The following is a 16,232-nucleotide window of genomic DNA, read 5'->3' as shown; positions in this document are numbered from 1 at the left end:
CTGTCATCACGCTCGCCACAGGTGTGGCGCTTGCTACATCAATACCGTCGATGTTCACCATCACGTCAATGAAGTTCTCTTAAAAATCCTGCGGCGTAACATTGGCTCATACCAACCAACAACACCCCGGAGTACACGATCATGAAACGCCAAACCCTCCTCAGCATCGCTTTCTCGGTTTTTGCAGTTAACGCTTTTGCCGCTACCTCCGTTCAGCCTGTTGTCGCTGAAGGTGGCTCGGATCGTCTGATTGAAAGCCGTGTGGCTGAGGGTGGTTCTGACCGCCTGATCGAAAATCGCGTCGCTGCCGATGGTTCTGACCGTCTGCAAGGCAACACCGTCGCTGCCGATGGCTCCGACCGCTTGCAAGGCAACACCGTCGCTGCCGATGGTTCGGACCGCCTGCAAGGCAATACTGTCGCCGCCGATGGCTCCGACCGCCTGCAAGGCAACACCGTCGCTGCCGATGGCTCCGACCGCCTGCAAGGCAACACCGTCGCTGCCGATGGCTCCGACCGCCTGCAAGGCAACACTGTCGCCGCCGACGGCTCCGACCGCCTGCAAGGCAACACTGTCGCCGCCGACGGTTCGGATCGTCTGCAAGGCAACACCGTCGCCTGACCCTATAGCTTCACCGCACCGACGAAAAAGCCCGGCCTGATCAGCCGGGCTTTTTCGTCGGTGCAATCAAGCCACGGCGTTGCAGGGTTCTTCCCCTGGTTCGTGATCGTCTATCCTGTGGGCCCGATTCTACCCGTGCCGCCGGAGACACCTGTGCCACCCCTGACAGCCCGAGAGGTTTACCAGCAACTGCGCGATGCCGCCCTGGGCCTGCGCCCGCTCAAGCGCCTTGACGAACGACCCGGTCCGGTACAGGTGGACATCGAGGGCTGGCGTTTGAGCCTCGATGTCGACGACAGCCGCCTGCACCACTGCCTGCATTGCCAGAGCCCGGACGGCCGAGCGTTCGACGGCGGGCCGCGTTTCGGTACCGACCCGGTGAGTTTGCTCAGCACCTGGGAGCTGGCGCAGATCGAGCGGCTGTTGGCCGGCGACTGAATTCGGACCGAGGCATCGCGAAAGTGTTCGTTCAACTATCGTTCATCTGTCTCAGCTGTGTTACATAAGACTTGATGCGCATCCCGTCACCAAGAGGTTGCTTATGTTCCACTGCCCACGCTTGCCGCAAGCGCTGACTTGCTCGCTGTTCGGCTTACTCGCCAGCGTCGCCAACGCCGCTGCGCCCTCCCCGGCACCCGAAACGCTGCAGCCACTGCTGAACACCATCAACGAGCGCCTGAACGTTTCCGATCTGGTGGCGCTGACCAAGTGGGACACAGGCAAACCGATCCAGGATACCGCCCGGGAAACCCTGCTGATCAATAACGCCAGGAAGCAGGCAACCGGTAGCAACGTGGACCCGGACGAAGCCGCCGACTTGATTGCCGCCCAGATCGAAGCCAACAAACTGGTGCAGTACGGCCTGATCGCGCAATGGCAAGCGGCGCACAAGGCGCCCGACATGCCACGCCCGGACCTCACCCAACTGCGGGCAAAGCAGGATGAGTTGCAAGCCCGCCTGTTGCAGCAATACGCCGATTTCGTGCCCTATCGCGTCGACCCGGAATGCCCGCAGTGGCTGGCTGAGCAGCGCGCCAGCCTGATCAAGGATGCCCTGCATGGCCAGGCGCTGATCCGCGCCACCGGGGAATTGTGCGTTACGGATCTATGATCGAAACCAACTCAATTCTCGCATCCATACTCGATCTACTGTGAGCGAGCCGGCTCCGGGGGGTGTTCCGACGATGGAGGTCGACGATGACGCGGGGAGCCTGACACCCCGCGGTGCTCTCAGGTTTTTCGCGAGCAAGCTCGCTCCTACAGAGTCTCGCGACAGACCATCAACGCCATCGAAAATGGCCGCTATGATCCAAGTCTGCCACTGGCATTTCAGATTGCCGGGACGTTTGTATTGCCCATCGAAAGCATTTTCGACGATGAATTCACTGGCTGATTCACCACACCCGCCAGGCAAGCTTCACACAACAACAAAAAACAGGAGTTGACTATGTCTGAGCTGCAACTGCACCCCAAAGCCGCAGAATCCTTGAGCCTGTGGCACGCGATGATCCGCACCGGCGATTTGCAGGCCTTGCCTGCGCTGCTGGACCCGGACGCGGTGTTTCGCTCGCCGATGGCACATACGCCGTATCCAGGCGCGCCAGTGGTTTCGATGATTCTCAACACGGTGTTCAACGTATTCGAAGACTTCACCTACCACCGCGAACTGGCGAGCGCCGACGGCTTGAATGTGGTCCTCGAATTCAGCGCCAGGGTCGGCGAGAAACAGCTCAAGGGCATCGACATGATCCGCTTCAACGAACAGGGAAAAATCGTCGATTTCGAAGTGATGGTCCGCCCCCTCAGTGGCCTGCAGGCGCTGGGCGAGGAAATGGGCCGGCGCCTGGGCGCCTACCTGGCCGCCAGCAAAGCCTGATCGTCGTGCAGCGCCGGTCGAACCTTGGATACCACCTGCAACTCGACCGGCTCACCGAGAAACGCACAGCAGCGCGAGCGTAACCAGCGCTGGCCGGGGTCATTGTGCACCGCTGCGCGCCAGACCATGGACAGTTCCGGCACGGGCAATTGCAGCGGTACCGGTTCGACTCGCATGCCTGCCACCGAGGCCATCGCCTTGGCCACGTAATCCGGCACGATGGCCAGCATGTCGGTTTGCGCCAGCAATCCCGGCAACGCACTGAACTGCGGCACGGTCAGCACCACTTTGCGCTGCCGGCCCAGCAGGCTCAGGGCATGGTCGGTGTCATCCGACGCATTGCCCATCGACGACACCAGCACATGAGGGCGCCGGCAAAACGCGTCCAGCCCCAACGGCCCGGGCCGGGTGTCAGACCGCAGCAGCATCGGGCGAATCGGCCGCAAGCCTTTGCGCCGGGCATTGGCCGGCAGGTCGAGGGTGTGACTGATGCCCACGCAGATGTCGCCATTGCCCAACCTTTGCGCCATCTGCTGTTGATCGACACGGCGCACGATCAAGGCGATGTTCGGCGCCTCGATTCGCAATTGTCGCAGCAGCCGCGGCAGCAGCGCGTATTCGACATCGTCCGACAGGCCGACATGAAACGTCGTCTCGCTGGTGCGTGGGTCAAACGACTGGCAACGGCTCAATGCAGCAGCGATGCCGTCCAGCGCCGGCGCCAGGTTGGCGAAAATTTCCTCGGCACGTGCGGTCGGTTCCATCATCCGCCCGCAACGAATGAACAGCGGGTCATCGAACAGTGCCCGCAAGCGGCCCAGGGCACCGCTGATGGTGGGTTGCCCGAGGAACAGCTTTTCGCCGACGCGGCTGACATTTCGCTCATGCATCATCGTCTCGAAAACCACCAGCAGGTTGATGTCGGCACGACGCAGGTCATTTCTGTTCATGAGGTTCACTACCCGGCACGCGGCCATTGAGTTCGGGAAGGGTATGAACAGGGTATGGCAGCGAATGAAAAACGTCTGTCGTACCTGGGGACAGCGCGATCATGCGTTAGATAACCGACTTGATACTTCGGTATAGCCCCCACTGAAAAACCTTAATTTGATTAATGACTTACGCACACATTCGAGCAGTGGGCGATTCGATGCCATGGCAGCTTTTTCGGGTTTTTTGTCCTAACGGGAGGCGACCCCGTGCTTCTAGGATTACTGAACCGATTCTCCGCCCCAGCCCGAACAAAAAAACGAGGCGCGCATGATCGACAACCAAAAAGGAACCTGCAGCAAAATGCTGTTCAACTCAGGCCAAAGGATCTCTCGCCTCTTGTCCGGTTTCAGCCTCAAGCCGGTGGAAAACGCCCTGGTGTGGTTGATGGGCCTGATCGTGGCCTGCGGAATCCTGCTCAATTGCGAAACCCGGACCGACTTCGCCACGACCACGCTGTACATCGCGTTGCTGCTGATGGCGATCAACCTGTTGTCGATCAGCGCGGTGATCGTGGTCGCGCTGTTCTGCATGCTGGTGCTGACGTCGATGTGCCTGTATCAGGGTGGCTTTCACCGCTGGGAGTCGACCATGGATTTGCTGCGCAGCCTGACGGTGCTGGCGGCGATCATCTTTCTGGCGCTGCGCAGCAAGCGGGTCTGCGACAGCCTGCGCCACAAGGAAGTCTACATGACCGGTGCCCAGCGCCTGACCCAGACCGGTTGCTTCGGCTTTCGCGCAGACCTCGCACGCATGGGCTGGTCGGAGCAGGTGGCACGCATGCTCGAATACCCGGCGGGCATGCCCTCCTCTGCGTCCTTGTACCTGGAGCGCACCCACCCCGATGACCTGCCCCTGGTGCTGGCCGGTTTCGAAAAGGCGGCGCGCCATGCGACCCTGATCGAGGTCAGGCACCGCCTGCTGATGCCCGACGGGCGCATCAAGCATTTGCACCTGTTCGCCACCCCGCTCTTCACCCGACACGGATGTTTTGAATACCTGGGCGCGCTGATGGACGTGACCGCCAGCAAACAGGCCGAAGAAGCGCTGTGCCGCGCCCAGACCCAGTTGGCCCATGTCACCCGCGTGACCTCCCTGGGTGAACTGGCCGCGTCCATCGCCCATGAAGTCAATCAACCGCTGGCGGCGATCACCAGCAGCGGCGAAGCCTGCCGCAACTGGCTGAGCCGCCCGCAGCCCGATCTGCTCGAAGCTCGCCAGGCACTGCAGCGGATCATCGCCAGCGCCCATCGAGCCAGTGAGATCACCCGCCGCGTTCGGGCCCTGTCGCGCAAGAGCGAGCCGCTGCGCCAGAACGAATCGCTCAACGACATTGTCAGCGAAACCTTGGGCCTGGTCCGCCATGAACTGGCGCATCACAAGATCAATCCGAACATCGAGCTGAGTGCGTTCGGCGGCCAGGTCAGTGCCGATCGCGTGCAACTGCAGCAAGTCATCATCAACCTGATCCTCAACGCCTGCCAGGCCATGGACGCGATCAACAGCGCGCAACGGGCCTTGTCGATTCGCACCTGGGTCAAGGACAACGAGGCCGTGCTGGAAGTGGCCGACCAGGGGCCGGGCATTGCCGCCGAGGTCCTGCCGCAACTGTTCACGCCGTTCTTCACCACCCGGGAAAACGGCCTGGGCATGGGGCTTGCCATCTGCCGCTCGATCATCGATTTCCACGAGGGCCGGATCTGGGCCACCAGCACACCAGGCCAGGGCAGTTCGTTTCTGTTTGCCCTGCCGATACGGGTCGCCAACGATGCGGGGTACGCCGCGGCCATTTGATACACAGGTATGAGTGCCGCCAGCCCGACCTGCATTAAAAGTTGCGCCCCGCGCCAGGAGCACAGCGCCGGGCGGCTGCACGTCCAACCCTTGGGAACCCGCCATGAACGAACAACACCCGCTCAACAAGATCAACCACAACGAGTCCCTGGTGTTCATCGTCGACGACGATGCGCCGCTGCGCGAATCCCTCGGCAGCCTGCTGCGCTCCATCGGCCTGCGGGTCGAGTTGTTCGGCTCGGTCGCCGACTTCATGAAGTACCCGCGCCCGGACACGGTCAGTTGCCTGGTGCTGGATGTGCGGTTGCAAGGCAGCAGTGGCCTGGACTTTCAGAACGAACTGGCCGCCGCCGGCATCAACGTACCCATCGTGTTCATCACCGGGTACGGTGACATCGCCATGACGGTACGGGCAATGAAAGCCGGCGCGGTGGATTTCCTCACCAAGCCCTTTCGCGAACAGGACCTGATCGATGCGGTGTGCGCCGCCCATGGCCGCGACAAACAGCGTCGCGAGTCCTCGCGACATGCCGAACAACTGCTTGCGCGCCACCAGACGTTGACCGCCCGGGAACAGACGGTGATGGCGCTGGCGGCCTCGGGCTTGATGAACAAGCAGATAGCCGGGGAAATCGGCCTGAGCGAAATCACCGTGAAGATCCACCGCGGCCAGGCCATGCGCAAGATGGGCGCGCGTTCCTTCGCCGATCTGGTGCGCATGGCCGAGGCGATCTCGTGCCAGCCCGCTAACCGCTGACTATACCCACGTATACTGTGCACCCTTTCAGGACGGCGTATCTTGCAATAATGGCGCGGTGCCTCTAAGTGCTCTGCGCTACCAGGCAGGACACCGCTATGCACAAAGAGGCAATGATTGCTGTAGTCGATAACGATGAATCGGTTCGAATGGCCCTGGACAGTTTATTGCGATCCAGTGGATATACCGTGCGAACTTATTCGGGGGCCCATGAGTTTCTCATTTCAGAGGGTCCGCTTATTACCACCTGCCTGATTTCCGATATACAAATGCCGGAAATGGACGGGATCAGCATGTATGAGGAACTGGCAACCAGGGGCATGCATATCCCGGTGATCTTCATTACCGGCAACCCCTGTGCACAGCGCCAGCCGGGCAGCCACGCCATGAAACCCATCGCCTTTTTCCCCAAACCCTTCTCCAGCGAAAAGTTGCTCGCCTGCATCGAAACGGTGCTCGATCGAAGCCACTGAAATCTGTTTATTCAAGCAACTAACACTTTGGTATAGCCGGTTAATACCTAGTCATACTCGCGCTGACCCTATGTAGCAGTGCCAGTTTCAAACCCCTCGAATAACATCTGTTCCAGATCCAGCCGATGCCGACTGTTTCGCATTGTTTAACGACATCGCAGACGATCAGCCACAGCGGTTATGCGGCAACAACTTTTTCATGCCCTCGATTGTTCTTCAGGAGCTAAACAATGAAACAGCAAATCTTGATTATTGGTGCAGGGTTCGGTGGGGTCTGGAGCGCGTTGAGCGCTGCCCGTCTGCTGGACAAGCATGATCGAAACGACGTCGAGATCACCGTGTTGGCTCCCCAGGCCGAGCTGCGCATCCGCCCGCGCTTCTACGAGCCGAACGTGCACACCATGAAGGCACCGCTGAACGAACTGTTCGACGCCGTGGGGGTGAAATTCGTCAAGGGTGCGGCCGAGTCCATCGATGAGCGCAGCAAACAGGTGAGCTACACCAACGCCGCGGGCATCCAGGGCACGCTGGGCTACGACCGCCTGGTACTGGCCGCCGGCAGCAAGCTGATGCGCCCGCCGGTCGACGGCATGCTCGAGCACGCCTTCGATGTCGATGAGATCGAATCCGCCACGCGCCTGGAAGCTCACATCAAGTCGCTGAAGGACAAGCCGGTCAGTGCCGCCCGCAATACCGTGGTGGTGGCCGGCGGGGGTTTCACCGGGATCGAAACCGCCACCGAAATGCCGGCGCGCCTGCGTGCCGTACTCGGTGAAAACGCCGACATCCGCGTAATCGTGGTTGACCGTGCCCCGCAAGTCGCCGCCGCCCTGGGCGATGGCATTCGCCCCTCGATCGTCGAAGCATCGGAGCACCTGGGCATCCAGTGGGTGCTCAACGCCACCGTTGCCGCCGTCGATGCCAATGGCGTCACCCTCGCCGATGGCCAGCGCATCGAGTCCAACACGGTGATCTGGACCGTGGGTTTTCGTGCCAACTCGCTGACCGAGCAAGTACAAGGCACCCGCGATCATCAGGGCCGCCTGCATGTCGATCAGCACCTCAAGGTGCGCGGTCACGCCGATGTGTACGCCAGCGGCGACGTGGCCTATGCCGCCACCGATGACCTGGGCAACTTCGCGGCCATGTCCTGCCAGCACGCCATCGCCCTGGGGCGTTATGCCGGCAACAACGTCGCCGCCGAACTCCTGGGGGTCGAGCCAATGGCCTACAGCCAACCCAAGTACGTCACCTGCCTGGACCTGGGTGCCTGGGGCGCGGTATTCACCGAGGGCTGGGATCGCCAGGTAAAACTGGTCAAGCAGGAAGCCAAGGAGCTCAAGACACAGATCAACACGATGTGGATCTATCCACCGGCGGCTGATCGCGCCGCGGCGCTGGCGGCAGCCGACCCGTTGATTCCAGTGGCCTGAAGACGATCGATGCGGCCGTGGCAACCACGGCCGTCACTCCCCTGGCACCGCCCGGGTGATATGAAGTTTCGCCTGTATCCCGACCAGCCCACTCCTTGCTGGACCGGGGCCTTTCCCAAGCGCCCGCCACTGGTTTTTCTGGCGGGCGTTTTTTCTTCAGTCCGATCAAGCACCAATCCCTCAAAGAGTTTGCCCGGCATCAGCGATGCCTTGCGAGTTGCCGTTCGATAGCAAAAATCCGGAAGAACAAATGTCTATCATCAAACGTTGCAAGAGACTTTTTTTTTCAGACCCGGTCGCCTGGCTGGCCGCCATTGCGGTCGGCAGCATGATCTTCATTACCAACTCGTTGCTCGACCTGGATGTCGCACCGACGCTGCTGTACATCACGCTGGTGTTCATGTCGGCGAACATCTTCTCCGTGCCGGTCTTCCTCGCCGTCGCCTTCAGTTGCGTGGCCATCCTGACCGCCAGTTTCATTATCGATGAAGGCTATCGTGATCACCGGCTCATCGCCGGCTTCGTGCGCTGCCTGATCGCGCTGACCACCATCACCCTGCTGGCGCTGCGCAGCAAGCGCGCCACCGACACGTTGCGCCGCAAGGAGGCGTTCTTTCTGGGTGCGCAAAAACTCAGCCATACCGGCAGTGTCGGCTTGATCATCGATGACCAGGTGATCGTGTCGTGGTCGGACGAGTCTTCACGCATTTTCGAATACCCGCTGGACGTTACGCCGACGCTTGGCATGGTTCGGGCGCGCACTCATCCCGATGACCTGTCGATTATCGACAGTGTCCTGGAGCAGGCCGCACGCCGGGAAAACCTGATCGAAGTGGAACATCGACTGGTCATGCCCGATGGGCGGATCAAGCACGTGCAGATGCTCGCCAACCCGCTGTTCAACCACGGTGGACGCATTGAGTACGTCGGCGCATTGATGGACGTGACCGCGTCCAGGCAAGCCGAAGAAGCACTGTTTCACTCCCAGGCCAAACTCGCGCATGTCACCCGGGTGACCTCCATGGGGGAACTGGCCGCCTCCATTGCCCATGAAATCAATCAACCCCTGGCGGCGGTGATCACCAGCGGGGAATCGTGCAAACGCTGGATCAATCGCCCTGAGCCGAACCTCGAAGAAGCCCGCCGTTCGCTGGACCGGATCATACAAAACTCGTCCAGGGTTGCCGATGTGATCGCCTGTATCAGGGCGCTGTCGCGCCAGAGCGAGGTGCAACGCAAGGCCGAAGCATTCGACGAGATCGTCCGCGACTCACTGACGCTCATGCAACATGACATCGGCAACCATCAGGTTCGCCCACACCTGCAACTGGGCGCACCTGGCTCGCACATAAAAGGCGACCGGATCCAGCTGCAGCAAGTCATCATCAACCTGATCATCAATGCCTGCCAGGCCATGGCCAACGTGCATGACCGCGCGCGAACGCTACGGATTCACACCTCGGTACAGGACAACGAGGCCGTGCTCGAAATCGCCGACTCCGGCACCGGCATTGCCGAAGACGTTCTGCCCTCGTTGTTCGATCCGTTCTTTACGACCAAACCCACCGGCCTGGGAATGGGCCTCTCGATCTGCCGCTCGATCATTGAATTTCATGGCGGCCGAATCTGGGTCAGCAGCACCGTAGGGGTCGGCACGCAGATGCTATTTGCGATTGCGCTGACACCCCCCGTACACGATGAATAACCTCATCCACCTCTGACGCCACGATTCGGCGACCTGGAGACAAGCAGTGCCCATCAATGAAATGAGCGACAACCTTGGAACGGCACAACCTCGCAGCATCATCTTCGTGGCCTATCCGCAAATGGGCTTGCTGGACCTGACCGGTGCCCAGACCGTGTTCTGGGCGGCGACCCGCAGCCTGGCCGAACGCGGTTTGCAAGGTTATGCCTTGCACACGGCCAGTCTGGACGGTGGGTCCATTCGCACGGGCGAAGGGCTGGAGGTACAGACCCGGCGCCTGAGTGAGTTCGCCGGTAGCCCGATGGATACGCTGATCGTTCCCGGCTCCCCGCACATCCGCCAGGCCATGGTCGAGAGCGCCCCGCTGGTGGAGTGGTTGCGCGCCGCTTCCAGCTCGGCCAGGCGTACCACGTCGGTGTGCAGCGGCTCGTTTTTTCTGGCCCGGGCCGGCTTGCTCGATGGCTTGCGTGTGGCGACTCATTGGGTGATGGCCGACCTGTTCGAGCGCCTGTTCCCGCAGGTCGAGCTCGACCGCGAAGCGATTTTCGTCCAGCAAGGGACGATATGGACCTCTGCTGGTGTCAGCGCAGGCATTGATCTGGCCCTGGCGCTGGTCGAGGCCGATCACGGTCGTGATGTGGCGATGCAGGTCGCCCGGCGCATGGTGGTGTACTACCGACGCCCGGACAACCAGGAACAATGGAGCCCGCTGCTGCGCTCGCAATACCCCACCGCTCATACCCAGGTATGACGGGCCTGACCCGATGTGCTAGCACGCTGTCTTGAGGTAGGAGTGTTATCGCGCACCCGTCGATTTAGGCTGGTCACCTCGAATGAATCAACTCATCGCGCCGATGCGCTGACCTGGGGACGATTGCCATGAACGCATTGCAAAAGCTGTACATCGTCAGTCATCCGCTGCGCATCAGTCGTTATGGCGCGCATACCTCCCTGTCCTCCGCCGAGCGCGTGGAGGTCATCGATGCATTGACGCAGACGCTGGGCACCACCCTGGGCATGCTCGCGCAACTCAAGCGGGGCCAGCAGCAACTGCGCAATGTCAGCTTCCTGCCAGTGCAACAGCTGTTCCGCCGCCTGGTGCGCGCCAATGCCGACTATGCCGATTTCCTCGCCAGTGCCATCACCGACCTGGGCGGCCACATCGAAACCGCGGCGCTCTACAGCCTGAACGACACCCGCGAGCCGCAGTGTTTTGCCGACTGCCTGACTGGTATTTGCCAGGGCAAGCTGCGACTGCGGGCCGTCGATGCCTTGCTGCATGATTGCCTTGAACGCGCCATCGCCAACAAGGACAACGCCAGCAAACGCTTTTTCGAAGCATGCGCACGGCACAACGCGCGTTTTCTGTCGGTGATCGAGGACAACCTGCCCCATGAACAACCAGGGTGAGGCAAACCGCTCAATGATATTGATAACCCATCGCAACTAACGCGAAATAACAACCCAACATACCCAAGTATACTATTGCACTTTTCTGCAGCGCGTATCTTGCAAGTATGGCGGGCGCCACTTAGCGCCACCCGCAACAACGCAAGGTTTCTACATGTTCAACTCAGCTATTATTTCGGTTGTTGATGATGACGAACTTATTCTTGTCTCACTGGACAGTTTGTTGCGTTCTTACGGTTACAGGGCAATCACCTACAACAGTGCCTGTGCCTTTCTTGAATCCAGCGGACCTGCGCAGACAGACTGCCTGATTTCGGATATTCAGATGCCCGGCATGTGCGGGGTGGAAATGTACGAAACGCTGGCGCGCAGAAACATCCACATCCCTACGCTGTTCATTACAGGAAAGCCCGGCCTGCCGCCGCAATTCAGTGCCAGCGTGCATAAACCCGAAGGCTATTTCCCCAAGCCCTTCTGCACCCATGCGCTGCTGGCGTGTATTGAACGGGCCTTGAAGCGCCGGGTTCCCGAGTGAACTGCAAGACGCCGCCATAACAAATAACGTTTTCTTTTTCAGCTTTCGGTTAGTTAAGCCGTTCACTCTTGCCACTCAACTAAAGTCCCAACTTGGAGAACCGTGCCATGCCCAGGAATAAACTGACTTCGATCAACGGCGCACCGGTCGTCGACAACTTCAACATCCAGACTGCCGGCCCCCGTGGCCCCGCGTTGTTACAGGATGTCTGGCTGCTGGAAAAACTTGCCCACTTCGATCGCGAGGTGATTCCTGAGCGGCGCATGCATGCCAAAGGCTCCGGCGCCTACGGCACTTTTACCGTCACCCACGATGTGACGCGCTACACCAAGGCCCGGCTGTTTTCGCAGGTGGGCAAGCAAACGCCGATCTTCACCCGTTTCTCCACCGTTGCCGGTGAACGCGGCGCTGCCGATGCCGAGCGCGACATCCGTGGTTTCGCCTTGAAGTTTTATACCGAACAAGGCAACTGGGACCTGGTGGGCAACAACACCCCGGTATTTTTTTTCCGCGATCCATTGCGCTTCCCCGACCTCAACCACGCTGTCAAACGCGACCCGCGCACCGGCATGCGCAATGCGCAAAGCAACTGGGATTTCTGGACGTCATTGCCCGAGGCCTTGCACCAGGTGACCATTGTCATGAGCCAGCGCGGCATTCCGCGCAGCTACCGGCACATGCACGGTTTCGGCAGCCACACCTTCAGCCTGATCAACGCCAACAATGAGCGGCACTGGGTCAAGTTCACCTTCAAGAGCCAGCAAGGCGTTGAGAACCTCAGTGATGAACAAGCACAACACCTCATTGGCCGCGACCGGGAAAGTCACCATCGGGATCTGTTCGACAGCATCGAAGCGGGCGACTTTCCACGCTGGACCTTTTACATCCAGGTCATGACCGAAGACCAGGCCCATGACCACCCGGTGAATCCGTTCGACCTGACCAAGGTCTGGCCGCACGAGGATTACCCGTTGATCGAAGTGGGTTACTTCGAACTGAACCGTAACCCGCAAAATGTCTTCGCCGAAGTCGAGCAAGCCGCGTTCTCGCCGTCGAATGTGGTGCCCGGTATCGGCTTCTCACCGGACCGCATGCTGCAGGCGCGCCTGTTTGCCTACGGCGATGCCGCGCGTTATCGCCTGGGGATCAATCACCACCAGATCCCGGTCAACGCGGCCCGTTGCCCGGTGCACAGCTTCCACCGCGACGGCGCCATGCGCGTGGACGGCAACTACGCCGAACAACTGGCGTACGTGCCCAACAGCGAGGGCGCCTGGGCCGACCAACCGGACTTTCGTGAACCGCCGCTGAAGATTTCCGGCGCTGCCGGGCATTGGGATCATCGCCTGGATGAAGACCACTTCGAGCAGCCGGGCAATCTGTTCCGCCTGATGTCCGACGCGCAGAAACAGGCACTGTTTGAAAACACTGCGCGTTCGCTCAGTGGCGTTTCACAGGAGGTGCAGCAACGGCATATTGCGCACTGCACCAAGGCAGATCCGTTCTATGGGGCCGGGGTGTCCAGGGCGTTGGCAGAACTCGACCGGTAAACACACACACCCTGTAGCAGCAAGCTTGCTCGCGATGGTCGCTAACGATAACGCTGGAAACCTGACACCCCGAGGCGTGCTCAGGTTCTTCGCGAGCAGGCTCGCTCCCACAGGATGATCAGTGGATTCAAATCCTCAGTGCGGCACGAAACTGGGAGGCTTGAAGCACTGGCGAGCATCGGCTGGTGAACAAAATGACCTGTGGGAATGAGCCTGCTCCCACAGGTGGCATCGGGATCACGGATGCGCAAGCCGAGCGTCGATGGCATCATCACCCGCTTCGAAGGTTTCGATGCCGACGGTGAACGGGTCATTCCGTTGTTCGGCGTACCCTGGCCGAAACCGCCACCGTCCTGAACGACTAAGGAAGCGTCCTGATGCGTATCAAATCACTGCTGGCCTGCGCCAGCGTGCTCCTGAGCCAAATGGCCGTGGCCGACGCCCCGCCCCAGCGCTGGGTCAGCGCCGGTGGCGCGTTCAGCGAATGGGTGGTCGCCCTGGGTGGCGAGGGCAAGCTGGTGGGTGTCGACAGCACCAGCCAGCACCCGCGCTCCTTGCACAGCCTGCCGAGCGTCGGTTACCAGCGGGCGCTGGCGGCCGAAGGCATTCTGGCGTTGAAGCCGGACATTCTGGTGGGCAGCGCCGAAATGGGGCCGCCGCCGGTTTTGGCGCAACTCAAGGCTGCCGGCGTGCGCATTGAGCTGCTCTCGGCCAAGGCCGACGTCCCCTCGTTGCAACACAACCTGACCGAGCTCGGGCAACTGCTCGGCAAACCGGCTGAAGCGCAGGCGCTGATGGCCGATTATCAACAGCGTCTGGAGCAGCAGGCAGCGTGGGTTAAACAGGTACAACAGCATAACCCCAGCCCTCGGGTGTTGCTGCTGCTCAGCCATGCCGGCGCCAATCTCCAGGCCGCGGGCAAGGACACACTGGCCGCCTGGATGATCGATCAGGCCGGCGGGAAAAACCTCACCGAGCACAACGGCTACAAGCCGGTATCCAACGAAGCCATGCTGGCCCTGGACCCTCAGGTGATCATTTTCGCCGGTGCCAAGCTTGAAGGCGATGCCGCGGGGGCAGCGCTGCTGGAGCAGAATCCGGTCCTGGCGCAAACCTCGGCCGGTCGCGAAGGCCGGGTGCTGGTGATCGACCCCACGCTGCTGGTCGGTGGCCTGGGGCCGCGTGTGCCGGACGCGTTGAACACACTGTCGAAAGCATTCTATCCGTCGGCACAGGTGCAGACTGCCGAGCGCAACCGATGACGGCCATCGTTCGGCCGCGGTCGATGCTGATTACTTTGGGTCTGTTGTTGGTGCTGGTGTTCTGGCTGTCCCTGGCCCTCGGGCCGGTCAGCCTGCCGCTGGGCGATACTCTGCTGGCCGGGCTGCGCTTGCTCGGGATGCCGGTTGACGGTGGTGACACGCAACAGGCGGAGCTGATCCTCGGCCAGATCCGCCTGCCGCGCAGTCTGCTCGGCATCGCGGTGGGTTCGGTACTGGCACTGTCGGGTGTGGCGATGCAGGGGTTGTTCCGCAACCCGTTGGCGGATCCGGGTCTGGTCGGTGTATCCGGCGGTGCCGCACTGGGTGCAGCCGTCGCAATCGTCGGCGGCAGCATGCTCGGCGGACTGCCGCCGGCCATCGAACCCTACCTGTTGTCAGTGAGTGCCTTCGTCGGTGGCCTGATCGTCACGGCGGTGGTGTATCGCTTCGGCCGCAGCGATGGCCAGACCAACGTCGCCACCATGCTCCTGGCCGGCGTGGCGATGACGGCCATGGCCGGGGCCGGCGTCGGTCTGTTCACCTACCTGGCCGATGACGCCACGTTGCGCACCCTGACCTTCTGGAACCTGGGCAGCCTCAACGGCGCCAGCTACCCGCGCCTGTGGCCGTTGCTGATCGTGGCAGTGGGCGTGGCGTTGTGGTTGCCGCGGCGCGCGGCGGCGCTCAATGCGATGCTGCTGGGCGAATCCGAAGCCCGTCACCTGGGGTTCAATGTCGAGCGGATCAAGCTTGAACTGGTGTTGTGCACGGCGCTGGGCGTCGGTGCCGCGGTGGCGGCGGCAGGCCTGATCGGCTTTATCGGTCTGGTGGTGCCGCACCTGATGCGCCTGCTGGTTGGCCCGGATCATCGGGTGTTGTTGCCGGCGTCGTTGCTCGCCGGTGCCAGCCTGCTGTTGCTGGCCGACCTGGTCGCCCGCCTGTTGCTGGCACCGGCCGAGTTACCGATCGGCATCATCACCGCACTCATCGGTGCACCCTTCTTCCTTTATCTGCTGGTACGGGGGCGTTCCTGATGCTGCGGGCCAACAATTTGCTGGTGCGGCGCGGTAGTCGCACTGTGCTGGCGGACATCGATATCGAGTTGCGTCCGGGTGAAGTCCTTGGCGTGCTGGGGCCCAACGGCGCCGGTAAAAGCACCCTGCTCGCCGCCTTGTGCGATGAGCTGCCGGCCAATGAAGGCACGGTCAGCCTCGACGAGCGTGCACTCGCCGACTGGCCGGGGCAGGAACGGGCCAGGCGCCTGGCGGTATTGCCGCAAAGTTCGAGCCTGAACTTCGCCTTCTCGGTCAATGAAGTGGTGGGCATGGGTCGTTTGCCCCATGCCAGCGGGCGTGTGCGCGATGCCGAAATCGTCGCCCAAGCCCTGAGTGCCGCCGACGCCTTGCACCTGGCGGGGCGCAGTTATCTGGCCTTGTCCGGTGGCGAACGCCAACGCGTGCACCTGGCGCGGGTGCTCGCGCAATTGTGGCCGGGTGCCGAAGGGCAGATCCTGCTGCTCGACGAGCCGACTTCGATGCTCGACCCCTTGCACCAGCACACTATTCTGCAAGCGGTGCGCGACTTCGCCGGGCGCGGTGCGGCGGTGCTGGTAATCCTGCACGACTTGAATCTGGCGGCACGGTATTGCGATCAGTTGCTGCTGTTGCATGAGGGACGTGCGCACGCCTACGGTCCACCGGATGAGGTACTGAACGCCGAAGCACTGCAGACGGTGTACGGGTTGCAAGTACTGATTCAGCGGCACCCGGAGCGCGGTCACCCGTTGATTATTGCGCGCTGATAGACGTCTACCGTCCAACAAGGAG

The 16,232-nt window shown here is 61.3% G+C and carries 19 protein-coding genes and 1 pseudogene; 18 read left to right on the top strand and 2 right to left on the bottom strand.

The features are described 5' to 3' along the window. Positions 1 to 141: 141 nt before the first annotated feature. From NPS56_RS22230 to NPS56_RS22210, 5 genes and pseudogenes are all read left to right on the top strand, one after another. Positions 142 to 621 (top strand): hypothetical protein, encoded by a 480-nt coding sequence (locus NPS56_RS22230; RefSeq protein WP_083348560.1) that lies wholly within the window; start codon positions 142 to 144, stop codon positions 619 to 621. A gap of 153 nt (positions 622 to 774) precedes the next feature. Next, the gene (locus tag NPS56_RS22225) at positions 775 to 1,059 is read left to right on the top strand and encodes a DUF7693 family protein (RefSeq protein WP_274076610.1); all 285 of its coding nucleotides are present in this window, start codon (positions 775 to 777) and stop codon (positions 1,057 to 1,059) included. Positions 1,060 to 1,162: 103 nt separating this feature from the next. Then, on the top strand, positions 1,163 to 1,732 hold the full coding sequence (locus NPS56_RS22220; protein WP_274076609.1) for a chorismate mutase: 570 nt from the start codon (positions 1,163 to 1,165) through the stop codon (positions 1,730 to 1,732). Positions 1,733 to 1,879: 147 nt separating this feature from the next. Then, positions 1,880 to 2,014, top strand: a pseudogene (locus NPS56_RS22215) (helix-turn-helix transcriptional regulator); the annotation flags it as partial. Positions 2,015 to 2,068: 54 nt separating this feature from the next. Beyond that, positions 2,069 to 2,497 carry a nuclear transport factor 2 family protein gene (locus NPS56_RS22210; RefSeq protein ID WP_274076608.1) on the top strand — a complete coding sequence of 143 codons (429 nt, stop codon included), beginning with the start codon at positions 2,069 to 2,071 and terminating at the stop codon, positions 2,495 to 2,497. On the opposite strand, the gene NPS56_RS22205 is transcribed toward NPS56_RS22210, so the two are convergent. Further along, entirely contained in the window at positions 2,473 to 3,447 is a 975-nt protein-coding gene (locus NPS56_RS22205) for a LysR family transcriptional regulator (protein WP_274076607.1), read from the bottom strand. The genes NPS56_RS22210 and NPS56_RS22205 overlap by 25 nt on opposite strands. A gap of 379 nt (positions 3,448 to 3,826) precedes the next feature. Here NPS56_RS22205 and NPS56_RS22200 point away from each other — a divergent pair, with 379 nt between their 5' ends. From NPS56_RS22200 to NPS56_RS22185, 4 genes are all read left to right on the top strand, one after another. Next, complete coding sequence (locus tag NPS56_RS22200; RefSeq protein WP_337994683.1) at positions 3,827 to 5,281, top strand: sensor histidine kinase; 1,455 nt, start codon at positions 3,827 to 3,829, stop codon at positions 5,279 to 5,281. A 103-nt stretch (positions 5,282 to 5,384) separates the two neighbouring features. Continuing rightward, positions 5,385 to 6,038 (top strand): response regulator transcription factor, encoded by a 654-nt coding sequence (locus NPS56_RS22195; protein WP_274076605.1) that lies wholly within the window; start codon positions 5,385 to 5,387, stop codon positions 6,036 to 6,038. Between the two features lie 98 nt (positions 6,039 to 6,136). Beyond that, a complete protein-coding gene (locus NPS56_RS22190; protein WP_274076604.1) occupies positions 6,137 to 6,511 on the top strand; it encodes a response regulator transcription factor in 375 nt (124 codons plus the stop codon). A 230-nt stretch (positions 6,512 to 6,741) separates the two neighbouring features. Next, on the top strand, positions 6,742 to 7,944 hold the full coding sequence (locus tag NPS56_RS22185) for an NAD(P)/FAD-dependent oxidoreductase (RefSeq protein ID WP_274076603.1): 1,203 nt from the start codon (positions 6,742 to 6,744) through the stop codon (positions 7,942 to 7,944). Positions 7,945 to 8,124: 180 nt separating this feature from the next. On the opposite strand, the gene NPS56_RS22180 is transcribed toward NPS56_RS22185, so the two are convergent. Further along, complete coding sequence (locus NPS56_RS22180; RefSeq protein ID WP_274076602.1) at positions 8,125 to 8,283, bottom strand: hypothetical protein; 159 nt, start codon at positions 8,281 to 8,283, stop codon at positions 8,125 to 8,127. On the opposite strand from NPS56_RS22180, the gene NPS56_RS22175 reads away from it, so the two are divergent. The 9 genes from NPS56_RS22175 (at position 8,273) to NPS56_RS22135 (ending at position 16,207) form a co-directional block, all read left to right on the top strand. Next, on the top strand, positions 8,273 to 9,649 hold the full coding sequence (locus NPS56_RS22175) for a sensor histidine kinase (RefSeq protein ID WP_274076601.1): 1,377 nt from the start codon (positions 8,273 to 8,275) through the stop codon (positions 9,647 to 9,649). The two genes, NPS56_RS22180 and NPS56_RS22175, sit on opposite strands and share 11 nt — an antisense overlap. A gap of 46 nt (positions 9,650 to 9,695) precedes the next feature. After that, positions 9,696 to 10,400 carry an AraC family transcriptional regulator gene (locus NPS56_RS22170; RefSeq protein WP_274076600.1) on the top strand — a complete coding sequence of 235 codons (705 nt, stop codon included), beginning with the start codon at positions 9,696 to 9,698 and terminating at the stop codon, positions 10,398 to 10,400. Positions 10,401 to 10,528: 128 nt separating this feature from the next. Continuing rightward, positions 10,529 to 11,059 carry a hypothetical protein gene (locus NPS56_RS22165; RefSeq protein ID WP_274076599.1) on the top strand — a complete coding sequence of 177 codons (531 nt, stop codon included), beginning with the start codon at positions 10,529 to 10,531 and terminating at the stop codon, positions 11,057 to 11,059. Between the two features lie 154 nt (positions 11,060 to 11,213). Beyond that, complete coding sequence (locus tag NPS56_RS22160; RefSeq protein WP_274076598.1) at positions 11,214 to 11,594, top strand: response regulator transcription factor; 381 nt, start codon at positions 11,214 to 11,216, stop codon at positions 11,592 to 11,594. Between the two features lie 107 nt (positions 11,595 to 11,701). Next, on the top strand, positions 11,702 to 13,144 hold the full coding sequence (locus tag NPS56_RS22155; RefSeq protein ID WP_274076597.1) for a catalase: 1,443 nt from the start codon (positions 11,702 to 11,704) through the stop codon (positions 13,142 to 13,144). A gap of 207 nt (positions 13,145 to 13,351) precedes the next feature. Continuing rightward, positions 13,352 to 13,501, top strand: coding sequence for a hypothetical protein (locus tag NPS56_RS22150; RefSeq protein WP_274076596.1), 150 nt, complete (start codon positions 13,352 to 13,354; stop codon positions 13,499 to 13,501). Between the two features lie 20 nt (positions 13,502 to 13,521). Further along, positions 13,522 to 14,406 (top strand): heme/hemin ABC transporter substrate-binding protein, encoded by an 885-nt coding sequence (locus tag NPS56_RS22145; protein ID WP_274076595.1) that lies wholly within the window; start codon positions 13,522 to 13,524, stop codon positions 14,404 to 14,406. 50 nt (positions 14,407 to 14,456) lie between these two features. Next, a complete protein-coding gene (locus NPS56_RS22140; RefSeq protein ID WP_274076682.1) occupies positions 14,457 to 15,440 on the top strand; it encodes a FecCD family ABC transporter permease in 984 nt (327 codons plus the stop codon). Next, complete coding sequence (locus NPS56_RS22135) at positions 15,440 to 16,207, top strand: heme ABC transporter ATP-binding protein (RefSeq protein WP_274076594.1); 768 nt, start codon at positions 15,440 to 15,442, stop codon at positions 16,205 to 16,207. Before NPS56_RS22140 ends, NPS56_RS22135 begins: the two co-directional genes overlap by 1 nt. The last annotated feature ends 25 nt before the right edge of the window (positions 16,208 to 16,232 follow it).

It is taken from the genome of Pseudomonas putida, assembly GCF_028682635.1.
GTDB classification, from domain to species: Bacteria; Pseudomonadota; Gammaproteobacteria; order Pseudomonadales; family Pseudomonadaceae; genus Aquipseudomonas; species Aquipseudomonas putida_AE.
Note: the sequence above shows the minus strand (reverse complement) of the source record. Positions and strands in the feature narration are given on the sequence as shown.